General features: G+C 72.1%; 16 protein-coding genes. 11 read left to right on the plus strand and 5 right to left on the minus strand.

Annotated features, from left to right (window positions below):
- Positions 1–32: 32 nt before the first annotated feature.
- The 5 genes from CRT23_RS11705 to CRT23_RS11725 all read right to left on the minus strand — a co-directional run bounded on the left by CRT23_RS11705 (position 33) and on the right by CRT23_RS11725 (position 5,993).
- Positions 33–1,229 (minus strand): geranylgeranyl diphosphate reductase, encoded by a 1,197-nt coding sequence (locus CRT23_RS11705; protein ID WP_103709819.1) that lies wholly within the window; start codon positions 1,227–1,229, stop codon positions 33–35.
- 4 nt (positions 1,230–1,233) lie between these two features.
- Complete coding sequence (locus CRT23_RS11710; RefSeq protein WP_103709820.1) at positions 1,234–2,577, minus strand: BCD family MFS transporter; 1,344 nt, start codon at positions 2,575–2,577, stop codon at positions 1,234–1,236.
- Positions 2,577–3,461 carry a chlorophyll synthase ChlG gene (chlG, locus tag CRT23_RS11715; RefSeq protein ID WP_103709821.1) on the minus strand — a complete coding sequence of 295 codons (885 nt, stop codon included), beginning with the start codon at positions 3,459–3,461 and terminating at the stop codon, positions 2,577–2,579. The genes CRT23_RS11710 and chlG overlap by 1 nt, the downstream gene beginning before the upstream one ends.
- 132 nt (positions 3,462–3,593) lie before the next feature.
- Positions 3,594–5,039, minus strand: a complete 1,446-nt coding sequence (gene ppsR, locus CRT23_RS11720) for a transcriptional regulator PpsR (protein ID WP_103709822.1) — start codon at positions 5,037–5,039, stop codon at positions 3,594–3,596.
- Between the two features lie 69 nt (positions 5,040–5,108).
- The gene (locus tag CRT23_RS11725) at positions 5,109–5,993 is read right to left on the minus strand and encodes a cobalamin B12-binding domain-containing protein (protein WP_103709823.1); all 885 of its coding nucleotides are present in this window, start codon (positions 5,991–5,993) and stop codon (positions 5,109–5,111) included.
- A 309-nt stretch (positions 5,994–6,302) separates the two neighbouring features.
- Here CRT23_RS11725 and bchF point away from each other — a divergent pair, with 309 nt between their 5' ends.
- Genes bchF through CRT23_RS11780 form a run of 11 tightly spaced genes read left to right on the plus strand, consistent with a single transcriptional unit; the run spans position 6,303 to position 18,653 of the window.
- Positions 6,303–6,806 (plus strand): 2-vinyl bacteriochlorophyllide hydratase, encoded by a 504-nt coding sequence (bchF, locus tag CRT23_RS11730; protein WP_103709824.1) that lies wholly within the window; start codon positions 6,303–6,305, stop codon positions 6,804–6,806.
- Positions 6,803–8,095 carry a ferredoxin:protochlorophyllide reductase (ATP-dependent) subunit N gene (locus CRT23_RS11735; RefSeq protein ID WP_055956080.1) on the plus strand — a complete coding sequence of 431 codons (1,293 nt, stop codon included), beginning with the start codon at positions 6,803–6,805 and terminating at the stop codon, positions 8,093–8,095. Before bchF ends, CRT23_RS11735 begins: the two co-directional genes overlap by 4 nt.
- 4 nt (positions 8,096–8,099) lie before the next feature.
- Positions 8,100–9,641, plus strand: coding sequence for a ferredoxin:protochlorophyllide reductase (ATP-dependent) subunit B (gene bchB / locus CRT23_RS11740; RefSeq protein ID WP_103709825.1), 1,542 nt, complete (start codon positions 8,100–8,102; stop codon positions 9,639–9,641).
- Complete coding sequence (locus CRT23_RS11745; RefSeq protein ID WP_103709826.1) at positions 9,616–13,326, plus strand: magnesium chelatase subunit H; 3,711 nt, start codon at positions 9,616–9,618, stop codon at positions 13,324–13,326. The genes bchB and CRT23_RS11745 overlap by 26 nt, the downstream gene beginning before the upstream one ends.
- Positions 13,323–14,216, plus strand: coding sequence for a ferredoxin:protochlorophyllide reductase (ATP-dependent) iron-sulfur ATP-binding protein (gene bchL / locus CRT23_RS11750; RefSeq protein WP_055956073.1), 894 nt, complete (start codon positions 13,323–13,325; stop codon positions 14,214–14,216). Before CRT23_RS11745 ends, bchL begins: the two co-directional genes overlap by 4 nt.
- Positions 14,217–14,230: 14 nt before the next feature.
- Entirely contained in the window at positions 14,231–14,932 is a 702-nt protein-coding gene (bchM, locus tag CRT23_RS11755) for a magnesium protoporphyrin IX methyltransferase (protein WP_103709827.1), read from the plus strand.
- 17 nt (positions 14,933–14,949) lie between these two features.
- A complete protein-coding gene (locus tag CRT23_RS11760; RefSeq protein ID WP_055956554.1) occupies positions 14,950–16,347 on the plus strand; it encodes an MFS transporter in 1,398 nt (465 codons plus the stop codon).
- Between the two features lie 12 nt (positions 16,348–16,359).
- Positions 16,360–17,136 carry a photosynthetic reaction center subunit H gene (gene puhA, locus CRT23_RS11765; protein ID WP_055956067.1) on the plus strand — a complete coding sequence of 259 codons (777 nt, stop codon included), beginning with the start codon at positions 16,360–16,362 and terminating at the stop codon, positions 17,134–17,136.
- Entirely contained in the window at positions 17,133–17,873 is a 741-nt protein-coding gene (gene puhB, locus CRT23_RS11770; protein WP_245436149.1) for a photosynthetic complex putative assembly protein PuhB, read from the plus strand. Before puhA ends, puhB begins: the two co-directional genes overlap by 4 nt.
- Positions 17,874–17,877: 4 nt before the next feature.
- A complete protein-coding gene (puhC, locus tag CRT23_RS11775) occupies positions 17,878–18,354 on the plus strand; it encodes a photosynthetic complex assembly protein PuhC (RefSeq protein WP_103709828.1) in 477 nt (158 codons plus the stop codon).
- Positions 18,354–18,653, plus strand: coding sequence for a hypothetical protein (locus tag CRT23_RS11780; RefSeq protein WP_055956547.1), 300 nt, complete (start codon positions 18,354–18,356; stop codon positions 18,651–18,653). Before puhC ends, CRT23_RS11780 begins: the two co-directional genes overlap by 1 nt.
- Positions 18,654–18,658: the final 5 nt, after the last annotated feature.

The following is an 18,658-nucleotide window of genomic DNA, read 5'->3' on the forward strand; positions in this document are numbered from 1 at the left end:
CGCGAGATCCCCGGCGAGATCCCCGGCGAGACTCACGGCGAGACCCAGCGGAACAGGTGCGCGAGGTCCTTGAAGAAGATTCGCGCATGGGCCGCGGGCTTGGCCCGGACCAGCTCCTTGTTCATGTAGGAATCCCAGGTCAGCTGCTGCACGTCGCGATCCCGGCAGATCGACACGAAGCGCTCGCGCAAGCCGTCGTTGCGGTACCAGACCGCCTGCATGATCCGCAGGATCAGGAAGACGCGCCCGTGCAGCCGCATGAAGTTGCGTCGCGCCCCGGCCAGCGCCCGGACCTGCCCGGTGGCGAGGAAGGCCTGCGCGGCCTCGGCGGCGAGGCGCCCGCCGAGCATGGCGTAGTAGATGCCCTCGCCGGAGGCCGGTGCGACGATGCCGGCCGCGTCCCCGGTCAGGAGGACGTCGCGGCCGTTGTCCCAGCGGCGCAGGGGCTTCAGGGGCAGGGGGGCGCCCTCGCGCCGGACGGTCTCGCCCGCCGCGAGGCCGGTGGAGGCGCGCAGGGAGCGGATGGCTCCGCGCAGGGAGAAGCCCTTGCGGGCGCTTCCGGTGCCGATGCTCACCGTGTCGCCGTGCGGGAAGACCCAGGCGTAGAAGTCCGGCGAGAGCTTGCCCTGGTAATAGACGTCGCAGCGGGTGGCCTCGACGTCGTGCGCACCGCCCTCGGGCAGGCGGACGATCTCGTGATAGGCGAAGACCTGGCGCATGGCGGCGTGGCCGGGGATCTCGGCCCGGCCGACGGCGGAACTCGCGCCGTCGGCGCCGATGACGAGGCGGGCCCGGGCGGCACGGGGAAAACCGTCCTGGAGATAGTGGACGGCGGCCCCCTCCGCGTCACGCTCGATGTGCCGGAAGGTGGCGGGCTGGAGCACCGCGCCCGCGGCCGCGGCGCGCTCCCGCAGCCAGGGATCGAAGTCGGCCCGGTCGACCATGCCGACGAAGCCGTCGCCGATAGGCATGTCCACGCGCTGGTCCCGGGGCGAGACCATCCGGGCCGAGCGGATGCGGGCGACGAGGAGATGGTCGGGAATGGCGAAATCGCGGATCAGGCGCGGGGGAATGGCGCCGCCGCAGGGCTTGATCCGTCCGGGCTTGTCGAGGAGCAGCACGCGCCGCCCGCTGCGGGCCAGGTCGGTGGCCGCGGTCGCACCCGCCGGGCCACCGCCCACCACCACCACATCGTAGGTTTCGAGGTCGGTGTCCCGCACGGCAGCCATAATCTCACCTCGTGGAAAGCGTTGCCTCGAACGGTGTTCGACGACGCAGGCCCCGCGGCACGGGGGTCGCTGGCGCGTGCGCGATGCGCAGCGCAAGGGCGGCGGCGAGGACGAAGAGCAGCGCCTCGGCGGCGAAGACGCCGGCATAGGCGTCGACCACCCGCGGCGTGACCAGGCGGGCCAGGTCCACCGCGACGGTGCCGAGGAAGCCGCCGGCTCCGAAGGCCACGCCCTGAGCCGCGCCCCAGACGCCCATCCGCGTGCCCCGTTCGGCCTCGCCGCCGGCCCCGGCCAGCGCCATCATCGAACCGATCGCCGCCACCGCGAAGATGCCGTTGAACAGGCCGAGGGCGAAGACCGGCACCCGCAGGGGGAAGTCGGCGCCCGCGAGGCCAGCGGCCGCGATGGCGAAGAGGGCCAGGGCCGAGCCGAGGCAGCCCAGCGTGGTCCAGACTTTCAGGGAGCCCAGCACCGGGCCGCCGATGCCCATGGTGAGGCCGGCCACGGTCAACATGCCGGCGAGGACGCCGCCGTGCTGCAGGCCCGCGAGCTTGGTGGTCACCCCGGGCGTCATCGCGAAGACGAGGCCGGCGAAGGGTTCGAGGATGAGTTCCTGCGCGCTGTAGGCCAGCATCGCCATGAAGATGAAGACCGTGAAGCGCCGGGATTCCGGCTCGGCCCAGACCCGCGCCAGCACCACGCGGAACGGACGCTTCTCCGCCGCCTCGGCGCCGGCGGACGGCCCGGCCGCGGGCTCGACACCGCGCAGAGCCAGGAACGCCATCGCGAAGGCGACGAGCGAGACCGTGCCGGAGACGGCGATCAACCGTGCGCCCGAGAAGGGATCGAGGAAGTGCCCGGCCAGCGGCGCGGTGATGGCGAAGCCCGCGATCATCATGACCCAGACCACCGTGGCGGCGGCGCCGCGGCGGCGGGCGTCCACGCCGGTGGCAAGGAGCACGAGGAGCGAGGTTCCGGCGGCCCCCGCGCCCATGCCGACCGTGAGGAACGAGACCACCGCCAGCGCGAGGCCGGCGGCCTGGTGCGTCTCGGCGAGGGCGGTGGCCACGGCCGCGCCGAATCCGCCGAGGGCCAGGGCCGCCATGCCGCCGATGATCCAGGGCGTGCGCCGGCCGGTGCGATCCGAGCCGTAGCCCCAGCGCGGGCGCAGGACCTGAACGGCGTAGTGCAGGGCGATGAGCCCGCCGGGCACGATCGCCGGGAGGGCGAGCTCCACCACCATCACGCGGTTGATGGTCGAGGTCATCAGCACCACGACGGCGCCGAGGGCGGTCTGCACGAGGCCGAGCCGGACGATGGCGCGCCATCCGAAGGTCGGGTTCGCCATCACGGACCTCCCTGGACCAGGGGCCGCAGGGCGAAGGCCGCCACCAGCATGCCGAGCACGTAGAGGGTGGTGCCGGTGCCGTTGTACCAGGCCGCCCGCTCGCGGGGCGCGGTCAGGAGCCGGCGCATCAGGACGAACTGACCGAGCAGCAGGACGCCGATGACCGTTCCGTGCCAGGGCCGGTTCCAGGCGAACAGGCCGAGTATGACGGCTATCTGGGGGACGGCCATGACGAGGCAGGCGAGGCGGGCGGCCCCGAGGGTTCCGAGCTGCACGGGCAGGGACCGGATGCCGGTCCGGCCGTCGCCCTCCACCGACTTGAAGTCGTTCAGGGTCATGATGCCGTGCGCGCCGATGGAATACAGCAGGGCGACCAGCAGCACGCGTCCGTCCGGTACGGCCGCCGCCATCACCGCCGCGCCGGTGAACCAGGGCAGCCCTTCGTAGCAGATCGCCACCGCCGAATTGCCCCACCATCCGTTGCGCTTCAGGCGCAGGGGCGGGGCGCTGTAGATCCAGGCCAGGACGAGGCCGAACAGGGCGGCACCGAGGATCCAGGGGCCGAGGGCGGCGGCGACGAGGAGCGACAGCACGGTCCAGCCGGCGGCGACGTAGAGGCCCCAGCGCCCGGGCATTCGACCCGAGGGGATCGGCCGGTGCGGCTCGTTGATGGCGTCGACGTGGCGATCGTACCAGTCGTTCACCGCCTGCGAGGTGGCGCAGACCAGGGGACCCGCCAGGATCACGCCCGCGGCGATCACCGGCCATTGCCCGGTGGGCGAGGCGCCGGAGGAGACCACGCCGCAGGTGAAGGCCCACATCGGCGCGAACCATGTGATCGGCTTCAGGAGCTCGATGAGGGCGCTGGGTGCTGGCATTGCCATGGGGATGACGCTAGATTTTAACGCCCACGAGTGTCAAGTTTGATTTACAAGATTGTCGTGAGTTCGGGCCGGCGCGACGTCGTCTCGGATCGCGCGCAAGTACCGGCGCGCGAGCGGGTATCCGGGGGGGCGTCAGGCTTCGTCGGGGGCGTCGCGGCCTTCGAGATCGCCGATGCCGTAGCGGTGCATCTTGGCGTAGAGGCCCTGGCGACTCAGGCCCAGCATCTCGGCGGCGGAGGCCCGGTTGTCGCGGGTGATGCGCAGGGCGGCCTCGATGCACAGCCGCTCGATGAGATCGGTCGATTCGCGCACCAGGTTCTTCATCGAGACACGCCCGACGAGCTCCGTCATCTGCTCGACGGAGCGGGGCAGCTCGCGCCCGCCCGCGACCGCCGCCGCGCGCCGGGGCGTCGCGCGGAGGGTGAAGCCGATGCAGGGCTGGCTGCCCCCGGCGACCGAGACGGCGGCGACCTCCACGTCCTCGACGCTGCCGTAGGCGCCGCGGATCTGCGTGGGGAAGTGGCGGACGGAGCCATGCTGCGCCAGCGTCGCGAACAGGGCCGCAGCCTCGGATTCCTCCCGCCCGATCCAGTTGTCGAGGGGCTGTCCGCGAACCTGCTCCTCCGTGGCGAGCTGGACGAGGTCCAGGAAGGCGGGATTCGCCGTCAGCACCCGCCGGGCCGGGTCGGTGACCACGAAGCCTTCGGGCATATTCCTCACGACGTCGAGGGCGCCGGCACCGGTCCGGGCCGCGCTCGTCTCAACGGGCTCGGGGGAAGCCAGCCGCAGCAGGATGCTGGTGGCGTTCTCCTGACGGAACAGCGAGGCGGCGACCCGCACGGCACCGCGGCCATGCCCGAGCCGGGCCTCCAGGTCGGCCGCCTGCCCGGTCATCCGGAGGCCGGCGAAGAGTGATTCGAGGTCGCGGGCACAGGCGCCGTCGAACAGGTCGACCGCGTCCTGCCCGACGATGCGCTTCTCGGCCCGGCCGATCAGCCGGGAAGCGGCGGGGTTCACCTCGGTCACCCGCCGGGTCGCGGCATCGACCACGAGGACGGGCTCGGAGCCGAGCTGGAACAGCAGGCGGTACCGGGTCTCGGCGCCGCGCATGCGCAGGTAGTCGCGTTCCAGGGCCTGCTGCGTCTCGGCGAGCGTCCGCTGCAGCGAGGCCATGGCGCGCAGGTTTCGCCCGAGGACGAGGATCTGGCCGTCCTTGGCCAGCCGCATGGCGGCGTAGCGCACGGGCAGGTCCGTGCCGGTGGGCGAGACGTGGTTCACCTGGCGCCAGCGCGTGACGGCGCCGGGCGCGGCGTCCTTGAGGAGCGCGGCGATCTTCGGGCGGCTCTCGACCGTCACGGTATCGACCCAGGGACGACCCAGCCAGGTGTCGCAGCCCTCATCCGCGAGATCGGCGCTGCCGAAGGTCGCTTCCCGGATGACGCCTTCGCCGTCGATGACCAGCGACAGGTCCGTCGCGGCAGCCACCAGCAATCCCGCCGCCTGCGCGTCGAGGGGTCCGAGGGACTTTTGAAGCGCCGCAAGCGCATGGCTCGCGGCAGGAAGCGCCAGGCTGGTCACGGATCACCAGGTCGGAATGGGGTCGGGCAGGTCGGATCGGGAGGGCGTGTTTGTCGATCGGGACTTCTTTCAGCAGGGTCTGACCGGCAGATCAAGCAAGCATTCGGCAACGGACAGGGCCATGCGGGCGTCACCGGCGCTCGCGTCGGCCCCGACGCGCCGGAAGCTGTCGGGATTGGCGGCAAAGGCCGGACCTCCAACCAGGACCCGCAGCGCATCGTTCCGCGAATTCCGGCGCAGCGCCGCGACGGTCTCGGTCATCGCGGGAAGCAGGGCCTCGCAGGCGAGGGAGAGGCCCACGACGTCGAACCACTCCTCCCGGACGCAGCGGAGGCTGTCCATCTCCGGCTGCGTGACCGTCGAGGTCACCGACCAGCCGGCTTCCCGAAAGAACTGCTCGACCAGGGTCAGGCCAAACCTGTGGGAATCTCCCGGACAGGGCAGCAGCAGGATCTTCCGGTTCACGGGGGGCGCCGCGGGCTCGCTACGAAAGCGGCCGGTGATCTCGCGCATGATCCGCTGCAGCCGTCCCATGGCGCGGGTCACCTCGACGAAGTCGCAGAGGTCCTCCTCCCACAGGATGCCGAGGTGCCGGGCCGTCGGGGCGAGGAGGTCCAGGAGGAGGCTGTCGGTCCCGAGGCCACTCGCCAGGAGTTCGGCGAGCCGGCCCTCCACGTCGTCGCCGGCCGGGTCGAGCATGAGGGCCGTGAAGGCCGCGATCTGCTCCTCGCTCGGCAGTACGTCCGTCGGGTCCGGGACCGGTTCGATCCGGTGCGCCAGCATCAGGCGGGGAATGATCTCGGCTTCGACGACGCGGGCCAAGTCTCGCTGCAGCCGGATCGCCTGTCCGAAGACCGCGAGCTGCGCACTGATTTCCGACTCGCACAGGTCCGTAACATCCCGGCTGGATGGTTCGTAGCGCAAGCGATCACCGAACTGCCTCACATCATCCATTGGTCCCTCCCAATGTGTCTGACGGCCTGTGTGTCGGCTCGATCTTGCGCGTCGAATTCCGGGACTTTTGAGCGTGCACCGCAATATCCCGGTGCCGGGGTGGGCCAGCTTGGCCGGCACCTGCAACGAGGCTGCACGATACGCCCGAAACTCGCTTTATCAATACTCGACCTATAACTATTTTGCATTCAATCTGTCATTCGCTTTTGACGTAAAGCTGGCTTGACACTCCGGGGCCGCCTTCCTAACCTCCCTTCAACGAGGCCCGGCGACCTGGTCGCAAGGGGTCTCCGCAAGGGGGCGGACAGCATGATCGGGAGAGCGGACAGGCCCAGACGACCTCTCTACGACGCCGATCAGCGCGCCCGTCGCGACGCCACCCGCTGGACCCTGGTCCAGGGTGTTCTGGCCCCCCTTCAATTCCTCGTGTTCGCCGTCAGCCTGGGCCTCGTCCTCCGCACCCTGTGGACAGGCGAGGACGCAGCCGTCGCCAACGCGTCCGTGGTGCTGAAGACCCTGCTGCTCTACGCGATCATGATCACGGGCTCGATCTGGGAGAAGGCCGTCTTCGGCCGCTACCTGTTCGCACCGGCCTTCTACTGGGAGGACATGGTCAGCATGCTCGTGCTGGCCCTGCACACGGCCTACCTCGTGGCCCTGGCCGCGGGCGTCCTCGACACCGCCGGCCTGATGGGCCTCGCCCTGGCCGCCTACGCCTCCTACGCCGTCAACGCGGCGCAGTTCGTGCTGAAGCTGCGGGCCGCCCGCCTCCAGGCGCTGCCGTCCGGCCTCGTCGCGGAGGCCGCCCGATGAACGCCCACGCGCCGGTTTCCGATCTCACCGCCCCCGTTCTCGAGACGGGCTGCGACATCCGCCAGGAGCGCGGCCAGCGCGCGGTGTTCTGCGGGCTCACCGGCATCGTCTGGCTGCACCGCAAGATCCAGGACGCCTTCTTCCTCGTGGTCGGCTCGCGCACCTGCGCGCACCTCATCCAGTCCGCCGCCGGTGTGATGATCTTCGCCGAGCCGCGCTTCGCCACCGCCATCATCGACGAGCGCGACCTCGCGGGCCTCGCCGACGCGAACGAGGAGCTCGACCGGGTGGTCCGCCGCCTCATCGAGCGCCGCCCCGACATCCGCCTGCTGTTCCTCGTCGGCTCCTGCCCCTCGGAGGTGATCAAGCTCGACCTGTCGCGGGCGGCGCAGCGCCTCTCGCACACCTTCCACCCCGACGTGCGGGTGCTGAGCTACTCGGGCAGCGGCATCGAGACCACCTTCACGCAGGGTGAGGATGCCTGCCTGGCGGCCCTCGTCCCCGAGATGCCCCGCGCGCCGGAGGCCGAGGCGCCCGCACTCCTGGTGGTCGGCGCCCTGGCCGATGTGGTCGAGGACCAGTTCGCCCGGCTGTTCGCGGATCTCGGCCTCGCCGCGGTGGCCTTCCTGCCGGCCCGGCGCGCCGGGGCGCTGCCGGCGGTCGGACCCAACACCCGCTTCCTCCTCGCCCAGCCCTTCCTCGCCGACACCGCCCGCGCCCTCGAGGCCCGGGGTGCGAAGCGGATTGCGGCGCCGTTCCCCCTCGGGGCCGAGGGCACGACGGGCTGGCTCGCCGCCGCCGCCGAGACCTTCGACGTGTCGCCCGAGCGCTTCGCCCGCGTCACCGCGCCGGGTCGCGCCCGCGCCGCCATCGCCCTCGACCTCTACCGCGAGCGCTTGACCGGAAGACGGGTGTTCTTCTTCCCCGATTCCCAGCTCGAGCTGCCGCTCGCCCGCTTCCTCGCCCGCGAGATGGGGGCGGAGTTGATCGAGGTCGGGACGCCCTACCTGCATCGCCAGCACCTCGCCCCGGAACTCGCGCTTTTGCCCGCCGGTACCCGGGTGGTGGAGGGCCAGAACCTCGACGCCCAGATGGATCGCTGCCGCGCGGAAAAGCCCGACCTCACGGTCTGCGGTCTCGGCCTCGCCAACCCGCTGGAGGCGGAGGGGCTGGCGACCAAGTGGTCGATCGAGCTGCTGTTCACCCCGATCCAGGGCTACGACCAGGCCGGAGACCTCGCCGAACTCTTCGCGCGCCCGCTGAAGCGCCGCGCCCGGCTGGAGGTCTGAGGCGATGCAGCTCACGCTCTGGACCTACGAGGGCCCCCCGCATATCGGCGCCATGCGGATCGCCACCGCCATGCGGGGCCTGCACTACGTGCTGCACGCGCCGCAGGGCGACACCTATGCGGACCTGCTGTTCACCATGATCGAGCGGCGGGACGCCCGCCCGCCGGTGACCTACACCACGTTCCAGGCCCGGGACCTCGGTGCCGACACGGCCGCGATCTTCCAGGATGCCGTGGCGCACGCCTACGCCCGCTTCCGTCCGCAGGCGATGATCGTCGGCGCCTCCTGCACCGCCGAGCTGATCCAGGACGATCCGGGCGGCCTCGCCCGCGCCCTCGACCTGCCGATCCCGGTCATTCCCCTGGAGCTCCCGGCCTACCAGAAGAAGGAGAACTGGGGGGCCTCGGAGACCTTCTACCGCCTGGTCCGGGCGCTGGCCGGCGGCACCGCTGCGCCGCGCGCCGGGCGCCGCCCCCTCTGCAACGTCCTCGGCCCCACGGCCCTGGGGTTCCGCCACCGCGACGACCTCGTCGAGATCACCAAGATCCTCGGGGCGCTGGGCATCGACGTGAACGTGGTCGCCCCGCTCGGCGCCACGCCGGCCGATCTCGGACGCCTGGGCGAGGCCGATTTCAACGTCGTGCTCTATCCCGAGATCGCCCGCGCCGCCGGCCAGCACCTGCAGAAGACCTTCGGTCAGCCGATGGTCGAGATCGTCCCGATCGGCGTCCAGGCCACCATCCGCTTCGTCGAGGCGGTGGCCGCCGCCGCCGGGGTCGACCCGGCCCCCGTCCTCGCCGGCGCGCCCTCGCGCCTGCCCTGGTACGCGCGCTCGGTCGATTCGACCTACCTCACCGACAAGCGGGTCTTCATCTTCGGCGATGCCACCCACGCGCTGGCCGCCGCCCGGGTCGCCGCCACGGAGCTCGGCTTCCGGGTGGTGGGTCTGGGCACCTACACCCGCGAATTCGCCCGCGAGGTCCGCGCCGAGGCGGCCCTGCACGGCATCGAGGCCACGATCACCGACGACTATCTCAACGTCGAGGCGGCGATCCAGGCCGCGGGTCCCGAGCTCGTGCTCGGGACCCAGATGGAGCGCCACATCGCCAAACGCCTCGGACTGCCCTGCGCGGTGATCTCGGCCCCGATCCACGTCCAGGATTTCCCCGCGCGGCACGCGCCGCAGATGGGGTTCGAGGGCGCCAACGTCCTGTTCGACACCTGGGTCCATCCCCTGATGATGGGCCTGGAGGAGCACCTGCTCGGCATGTTCCGCGAGGATGCCGAGTTCCACGGGGCGGCCGCGCCCTCGCACCTGCCCCGGCATGGCACTGCCCCGGCCGCAGCCCACACGGAGGCGCTGCCCGCGCAGGCCGAACCGATCAGCGTCACCTGGGCGACCGAGGCCGAGAAGGAACTGAAGAAGATCCCGTTCTTCGTGCGGGGCAAGGCCCGCGCGAACACCGAGCGCTTCGCGCGGGAACGCGCCCTGCCGCTCATCACCGTCGAGACCCTGTACGATGCCAAAGCGCATTTCGGACGCTGAGCGCCCGGCGCTCCGGGTCGTCCTCGTGACGATGGACAATCACGTGGCGAGCGCCCTGGAGCGCGCCCGCCAGCGCCTGGCGCGCGACCTGCCCGGCCTCGTCCTCGACTTCCACGCTGCGGCCGCCTGGGACACCGACCCGGCCGCCCTGGACGCCTGCCGGGCCGACATCGCCCGGGGCGACATCGTCATCTCCACCATGCTGTTCATGGACGAGCACGTCCGGGCCATCCTCCCGGCCCTGCTGGCGCGGCGGCCCCAGTGCGACGCGATGATCGGCTGCCTCTCGGCCAGCGAGGTGGTGAAGACCACCCGCCTCAACCGCTTCGACATGGACGGCAGCAAGCGCGGCGCCCTCGACTTCCTGAAGAAGCTGCGCGGCAAGCCCGGCGCCCAGGGCAACGGCGCCCGCCAGATGGCGATGATCCGGAAGCTGCCCAAGATCCTGCGCTTCATCCCGGGCTCGGCCCAGGACGTGCGCGCCTACTTCCTCACCCTGCAATACTGGCTCTCGGGTTCGGACGAGAACATCGCCAACCTCGTGCGCTTCCTGGTCGGCCGCTACGCCGCCGGTCCGCGCGAGGGCTGGCGCCGGATCGCGCCCGCGCCCGCGCCGCTCAGCTACCCCGAGACCGGCCTCTACCACCCGCGCATGGCCGGCCGCATCGGCGAGGACCTGGCGAAGGTGCCGGCGCCCACCGCTCCGGCGAAGGGCCGCGTCGGCCTGCTCGTCATGCGCTCCTACGTGCTGGCCGGAAACACCGCCCATTACGACGGCGTCATCGCCGCCCTGGAGGCGCGGGGCCTCGCCGTCGTGCCGGCCTTCGCCAGCGGCCTCGACAACCGCCCGGCGGTGGACGCCTTCTTCCGCCGCGACGGGCGCCCGACCATCGACGCCCTGGTCTCGCTCACCGGCTTCTCCCTGGTGGGCGGCCCCGCCTACAACGATGCCGCCGGGGCCCAGGCGCTGCTCGGCGAACTCGACGTGCCCTACCTCGCGGCCCACGCGCTGGAGTTCCAGACGCTGGAGCAGTGGGAGGGGTCCGACCGGGGCCTCTCCCCGGTGGAGGCCACCATGATGGTGGCGATCCCCGAACTCGACGGCGCCACCGCCCCGATGGTGTTCGGCGGGCGCTCCAGCCGCTCCCTCGGCACCAGCGCCCGCGACATGGTCGTGCACCCCGAGCGCTCCGACATGCTCGCCGCCCGCATCGAGCGCCTGGTGGCCCTGCGCCGCAAGGCGCGGGCCGAGCGCCGGGTCGCGGTGGTGCTGTTCGGCTTCCCGCCCAATGCCGGCAGCATCGGCACCGCCGCCTTCCTGTCGGTCTACCACTCGCTCCACAACACCCTCGTGGCGATGGCGGCCGAGGGTTACGCGGTCGAGGTGCCCGAGAGCGTCGATGCCCTGCGCGAGGCGGTGCTCGCCGGCAACGCCGCCCGGTTCGGCACGCCCGCCAACGTCCATCACCGCATTCCCGCGGACGAGCACGTCCGGCGCGAGCGGCACCTCGCCGAGATCGAGGCCCAGTGGGGCCCGGCTCCGGGGCGCCAGAACAGCAACGGCGCCCAGATCTTCGTGCTCGGCGCACGGTTCGGCAACGTCTTCGTCGGCATGCAGCCGGGCTTCGGCTACGAGGGCGATCCGATGCGCCTGCTGTTCGAGCGCGGCTTCGCCCCGACCCACGCGTTCTCGGCCTTCTACCGCTACCTGCGCGAGGATTTCCGCGCCGACGCCGTGCTGCATTTCGGCACCCACGGGGCGCTCGAATTCATGCCCGGCAAGCAGACCGGCCTCTCCGACGCCTGCTGGCCCGAGCGCCTGATCGGCGCGCTGCCGCACGTCTACCTCTACGCCGCCAACAATCCGTCCGAGGGCCTGCTCGCCAAGCGTCGCTCCGCGGCGACCCTGGTGAGCTACCTGACCCCGAGCCTGGCCCAGGCCGGACTCTATCGCGGCCTCATCGACCTCAAGGCCTCGATCGAGCGCTGGCGCGGCCTGGAGCCCGGCGCCGTCGCCGAGCGCCGCGACCTCGCCGAGCTGATCCAGGCCCAGGGCGCCGGCCTCGACCTCGTGGCCCCCGAGCCGGCCTGGGACGCGGATCTCGCCGGCCATGTCCATCGCCTCGGCGCGGCGCTCCACGAACTGGAGCACACCCTGATCCCGCACGGCCTGCACGTCACGGGCGCCGCCACCCCGCCGGAGGAGCGGGCCGACATCCTCCTCGCCCTCGCGGAAGCCAGCCACGGCCTCGTGCCGGCTCGCGCCGGGCTCCAGGCCCTCGTCGCCGGGAGCGAGATCGACGACGCCCTGGCGCAGGGCGGCCTCGGCCTCACCGACGCGAACCGCGCCGCCTTCGCGGCCTTGCGCGAGACCGATTGCCTGTTGTCACAGGATCACGAGATCCGGGGCCTGCTCGCCGCCCTCGACGGCCGCTTCATCGCCCCCGTGGCCGGCGGCGATCTCCTGCGCAACCCGGACATCCTGCCCACGGGGCGCAACCTCCACGGCTTCGATCCCTACCGTCTGCCCTCCGCCTTCGCCCTCGCCGACGGGGCCCGCCAGGCGGCCCGCCTGCTGGCGCGCTTCCGCGACGAAGGGGCGGCGCTGCCCGAGAGCATCGCCCTGGTGCTCTGGGGCACCGACAACCTGAAGAGCGAGGGCGGCCCCATCGCCCAGGCCCTGGCGCTTATCGGCGCGGCTCCCCGCTTCGACGGCTACGGCCGCCTCTGCGGCGCCACCCTGATCCCCCTGGACACCCTCGGACGGCCGCGGATCGACGTCGTCGTCACCCTGTCGGGGATCTTCCGCGATCTGCTGCCCCTGCAGACCCGGCTCCTCGCGGAAGCCTCCTACCTCGCCGCCACGGCCGACGAGCCGGTGGAGCGGAACTTCGTGCGCAAGCATGCCCTGGCGCTCCAGGCCGCGCACGGCATCGACCTCGAGACCGCGGCGCTCCGTGTCTTCTCCAACGCGGAGGGCACCTACGGCGCCAACGTCAACGCCCTGGTGGAATCCGGCCGCTGGGAGGAGGCGGACGAGATCTCCGAGACCTTCGCCCGGCGCAAATCCTTCGCGTACGGCCGCACCGGCGTTCCCAGCGCCCAGCGCGCCCTGATGGGGGCGGTGCTCGCCACCGTCGACCTCGCCTACCAGAACCTCGACTCGGTCGAGGTCGGCGTGACCTCGGTGGACCACTACTTCGACGGGCTCGGCGGCATGGGCCGCGCCGTCGCCGAGGCCCGCGGTGCGGCGGTGCCGATCTTCATCAGCGACCAGACCCGCGGCGAGGGCGTGGTGCGGACCCTGACGGAGCAGGTCTCCCTGGAGACCCGCACCCGGATGCTCAACCCGAAATGGACCGAGGGCATGCTCGGCCACGGCTACGAGGGCGTGCGCCAGATCGAGGCGCACCTCACCAACACCCTGGGCTGGTCGGCCACCACCAACGGCGTCGCCCCCTGGGTCTACCAGCGCATCACCGAGACCTACGTCCTCGACCCCGCGATGCGTGCGCGCATGGCGGCTCTCAACCCGACCGCTTCGGCCAAGGTGGCTCACCGGCTGATCGAGGCGCACCAGCGCGGCTTCTGGACCCCCGATGCGGAGACGCGCGACGCGCTCGACCGCGCCGAGGAGGAGCTCGAGGACCGCGTCGAAGGCATCACCGCAGGGGTCGCCGCATGAACATCGCCATCCGCAATCCGGTCACGGCGCGCCAGCCCGAGGGCAGCGTCCAGGTCGAGCTCGACCCGAACCTCAAGATCGGCACCGCCAAGGTGTTCGCGGTCTACGGCAAGGGCGGCATCGGCAAGTCGACCACCTCGTCGAACCTCTCGGTGGCCTTCTCGAAGCTCGGCAAGCGCGTGCTGCAGATCGGCTGCGATCCCAAGCACGACTCGACCTTCACGCTGACCAAGCGCCTGGCCCCCACCGTGATCGATGCCCTGGAGGCGGTGCAGTTCCACTCCGAGGAGCTGCGCATCGAGGACTTCGTCGCGGAGGGCTACAACGGCGTCATGTGCGTCGAGGCCGGTGGCCCCCCCGCCGGCACCGGTTGCGGCGGCTACGTCGTCGGCCAGACCGTGAAGCTCCTGAAGGAGCACCACCTCCTCGAGGACACCGATGTGGTGATCTTCGATGTACTCGGCGACGTGGTCTGCGGGGGCTTCGCCTCGCCGCTCCAGCATGCCGACCAGGCGCTGATCGTCACCGCCAACGACTTCGACTCGATCTTCGCCATGAACCGGATCGTCGCGGCGATCCACGCCAAGGCCAAGAACTATCCGGTGCGGCTCGGCGGGGTTATTGCCAACCGCTCGGCCAAGACCGACGAGATCGACCGCTTCAACGCCGCGACCGGCCTGGAGCGCATCGCCCACTTCCCCGACCTCGACGTGGTCCGGCGCTCGCGCCTGAAGAAGTCGACCCTGTTCGAGATGGAGCCGACGCCGGAACTCGAAGCCGTCACCACCGAGTACATGCGCCTCGCCGCCCATCTCTGGGCCGGCGGCAAGCCGCTGAACGCGCTCCCCATGAAGGACCGCGACCTGTTCGAATTCCTCGGCTTCGATTGAGCGGGCGCCCCACCATGACCTCGCACAGCTACGCCGCCCGGCGCTCTCAGCTCACCACCTACTTCGACCGGACCGCCGTCGAGGCCTGGGCCCGGCTGACCTCGGACGCGCCGGTCTCGAAGATCCGCGCCACGGTGCGGGCCGGGCGCGATGCCATGCGGGCCAACCTCCTGTCCTGGCTGCCCGCCGACCTCACCGGCCGGCGCCTGCTCGATGCCGGCTGCGGCACCGGGGCCCTGAGCCTGGAAGCCGCCCGCCGGGGCGCCGAGGTCGTCGCCATCGACGTCTCGCCGACGCTGATCGGCCTGGCGCGGGAGCGCACCACCCTGTCGGGACCTGGGCGGATCGACTTCCGGGTCGGCGACATGCTCGACCCGGCGCTGGGCCGGTTCGACGTCGTGGTCGCGATGGATTCGCTGATCCACTACGCCACGCCCGACATCGTGCAGGCGCTGGCGGCGCTGGCGGCCCGGACCGAGGCCGCAATCCTGTTCACCGTGGCGCCGCGCACGCCCCTCCTCACCCTGATGCACATGGCCGGCCGCGCCTTTCCGCGCGCCGACCGGGCGCCCGCCATCGTGCCCGTCGGCGCGGCGGACCTGCGCCGCCGCCTGGCCGCCGAGCCGGCCCTGGCCGATGTCCGGATCGCGCGCGCGCACCGGGTCAACAGCGGGTTCTACCTGTCCCACGCCTTCGAACTCCGGCGGGCACCGTGACCCGCCTCGGCGCGTCCATGGCCCGCGCGATCCAGCGCGTCGGCCCCGGCTTCCTGCCCTTCGCCGACGCGGCGACGGCGGAACTGCCGATGGGGCGCCTGCTGCGGCTCGCCCTGTTCCAGGTCACGGTCGGCATGGCCGCGGTGCTGCTCATCGGCACGCTTAACCGGGTGATGATCGTCGAGCTGGCGGTTCCGGCCTGGATCGTCGCCGTGATGCTGTCCCTGCCGCTGATCTTCGCGCCCTTCCGCGCCCTCGTCGGCTTCCGCTCGGACACCCACCGCTCGGTCCTGGGCTGGCGCCGGGTGCCCTACATCTGGTTCGGCACCCTGCTGCAGTTCGGCGGGCTGGCCATCATGCCCTTCGCCCTGCTGATCCTGTCGGGCGACACCACCGGCCCGGCCTGGCCCGGTCACGTGGCCGCCGCGCTCGCCTTCGTCATGGTCGGCGCCGGCCTCCACACCACCCAGACCGTGGGCCTGGCGCTGGCCACCGATCTCGCCCCGGCCCATGCGCGGCCCCGCGTGGTGGCGCTCCTCTGCGTCATGCTCTTGGCCGGCATGGTGGTCAGCGCCGTCGCCTTCGGGCTGCTGCTGGCGGATTTCTCGGCCCTGCGCCTGATCAAGGTGATCCAGGGAGCGGCCCTCCTCACCGTCGTGCTCAACGGCATCGCGCTCTGGAAGCAGGAGCCGCGGTCGCCCGCCCGCACGGCGCGCGACCTGCCGCGCCCGGCCTTCGCGCAATCCTGGGCGCTCTATGCCGGCAAGGGCCGGGCGCGGCGCCGCCTCGTCGCCACCGGGCTCGGCACCGCCGCCTTCTCGATGCAGGACATCCTGCTCGAACCCTATGGCGGGCAGATCCTGCACCTGCCGGTGGCCGCCACCACGGCGCTGACCGCGCTGCTGGCCGCCGGCGGTGGCCTCGGCCTCCTCGTCGCGGCCCGCTGGCTCGACCGGGGCGGCGACGCCTTCCGGGTCGCGGCCTCCGGCGCGGGGGTGGGCATCGCGGCCTTCTCCGCGGTGGTCTTCGCCGCCCCCCTGGATTCCGCCCGGCTGTTCGCCGTGGGCGTTGCCCTGATCGGCCTCGGCGGCGGCCTCTTCGCCCACGGGACGCTGACGGCCTCCATGGCCAAGGCCGGCCCCGAGGATACGGGTCTCGCCCTCGGGGCCTGGGGCGCGGTCCAGGCGAGTGCCGCCGGCCTCGCCATCGCGGCGAGCGGCATCCTGCGCGATCTCGGGGCGCATCTCGCCGAATCCGGCCGGCTCGGCGAGGCGCTGAACCTGCCCTCTACCGGCTACCTGATCGTCTACCACCTGGAGATCGCGCTGCTGTTCGCGACGCTGCTGGCCATCGGCCCGCTCGTCCGCGCCGAGAGCCGCGCGCCTCTCCCCCGATCCCTGCCCCGCTCAGCCTGAAGGAGACCGGCCATGCCGAGAGGTGAAATCACGGGCTACGTCGACGTCGCGCAGGTGGTCCTCTACGCGTTCTGGATCTTCTTCGCCGGTCTCGTCTTCTACCTGCGCCGCGAAGATCGCCGCGAGGGCTACCCGCTCGAATCCGAGGCCGCCCGCGGCCGGGCGATGCCGCCGGACCCGTTCCTGATCCCCTCGCCGAAGGAATTCCTGCTCTCCAACGGCCACGTGAAGCACGCGCCCCAGACCGGCGAGCGCACCCCCTGGAACTATCGCGGCCACAAGCACGAGGTCTGGCCGGGCGCCCCGCTCGAGCCCGATACGGACGGCCTGCACGACGCCATCGGTCCCGGCTCCTACGCCAACCGCGAGGACAGCCACGACGAGACCTGGGATCGCGAGAAGCGCATCGTGCCCCTGCGGGTCGCCGAGCACTTCATGGTCCATGAACTCGGGCCGAACCCCATCGGCATGTCGGTGTTCGGGGCCGACCGGCAGGTGGCCGGAACCGTGAGCGATCTCTGGGTCGATCGCGGGGAATCCATGGTGCGCTACTACGAGGTCGAGCTCGGCGCCGGCGGCCGACGGGTGCTGATGCCCGCCACCTTCTGCCGGACCGGCCGGTTCTCGCAGCGCGTGACCTGCGAAGCCCTGCTGGCGCACCAGTTCGCCGACGTCCCCACCACGAAGGACCCGGATTCGGTCACCCTCAACGAGGAGGAGCGCATCATGGCGTTCTACGGCGGCGGCACCCTCTACGCGACGCCCACCCGGCAGGAGGCCATCCTGTGAGCCGGTCCAGCCTGCGGCCCAGGCCGCACAACGCTAAGACGCGGCCCGCGCCGCACAACCCGAAGACGCGGCCCGCGCCGCACCTGCCCGCCAACGCCTTCGACGCGCCACCGGGCCTGCCGGCACCGCTGCCGGCCGGCGAGCACATTCTCTGGCAGGGCCGCCCCTGCGGTTTCGGCATCGCCTTCCGGGCGCTGCATCTGCGCCTCGTCGGCCTCTGGTTCGCCGGGCTGGCCCTCTGGGCGGCGCTCCCGGCGGCCCTGGCCGGACAGGGGCGGGAGGCCGCCTCCCTTGCCCTGCCGACCCTGGCGATCGGCACCGGCGCGGTGCTGCTCCTGGGCGTCCTCGGCTGGCTCTCGGCCCGCACCACCACCTACACCATCACCAACCGCCGGGTGGTGATGCGGATCGGCATCGCCCTGCCGATGACCCTGAACCTGCCCTTCGCCCTGGTGGAGGAGGCGGGCTGTCACCTCTACCGTGACGGCAGCGCCGATCTGCCCCTGCGCCTGCGCCTGGGCAACCGCGTCGCCTACCTCCACCTCTGGCCCCACGCCCGGCCCTGGCAGGTGAACCGGCCCGCGCCGATGCTCCGCACCGTGGCGCAGGGGGCCGAGGTGGCCGCAATCCTGGCCCGCGCGCTGGCCGCCCATCGCGAGGCGCCGGAGGAGGCGGCCGGCCCGGTCATCCTGAGGCCGCGCGCGGCCCCCGTCCCACGCCTCGCCACCGCGAGTTGATCCCATGACTCCAGCGAACCCGCATCCCCTCGCACGCACCGCCGGCCGCACCTCGCGGGGCCTCGTCCTCGGCGTCGGCCTCCTCCTCGGCTTCGTCGTCGCGGCCGTCACGGTCGGCCGGGTCGAGAGCATCGGCCTGACCCGGATGGAGCCGGCGCGCCCCGTCCAGAGCCTCGCCCTCCGGGTCGACGACGCGGCGGACGGCGCGATCACCCTGCGGGAGGCCGAGCACGGCGACCTCGTCGCCACCGTCCGGCCCGGCGAGGACAACTTCATCCGCGCCACCCTGCGGGGCTTCGCGCAGGGGCGGCTCCGGGCCGGCCTGCCGCGCGACGTCCCCTTCCGCCTGACGCGCTTCGACGACGGCTCGCTCCGGCTCGACGACGCGCTTACCGGCCGCAGCGTCGATTTCGGCGCCTTCGGGCCCTCGAACTTCGCCGCCTTCGCCCGCCTGATGCCTCGAGACGGAGCCGCACGATGATGGCCTGGCTGAACGGACGCCGCACCGTCGACGTCCCCTGCACCGTCGAGATCGAGCAGACCCCCGAGAGCCTGCACGCCCACGTGGTCCTCGACGCCGGCTTCGAGATCGAGCCCGGCGACGCCGTGCAGGTGCACGACGCGCCCACCTCGGTGCCCTACGGCGAACGCCTCGTCGTGCGCCGGACCGCCACCGTGACCCGCGCCGGCCGCCTCGAGCGGCTCTGGACCAAGCTCGCGGGCCACCTCGAACTCACCGAACTCTACGAAGTCAGCTTTTCCGAGAGGAGGCGCCTGTGACCGCA

It is taken from the genome of Methylobacterium sp. V23, from assembly GCF_002917135.1.
In the GTDB taxonomy this organism is placed as follows: Bacteria; Pseudomonadota; Alphaproteobacteria; order Rhizobiales; family Beijerinckiaceae; genus Methylobacterium.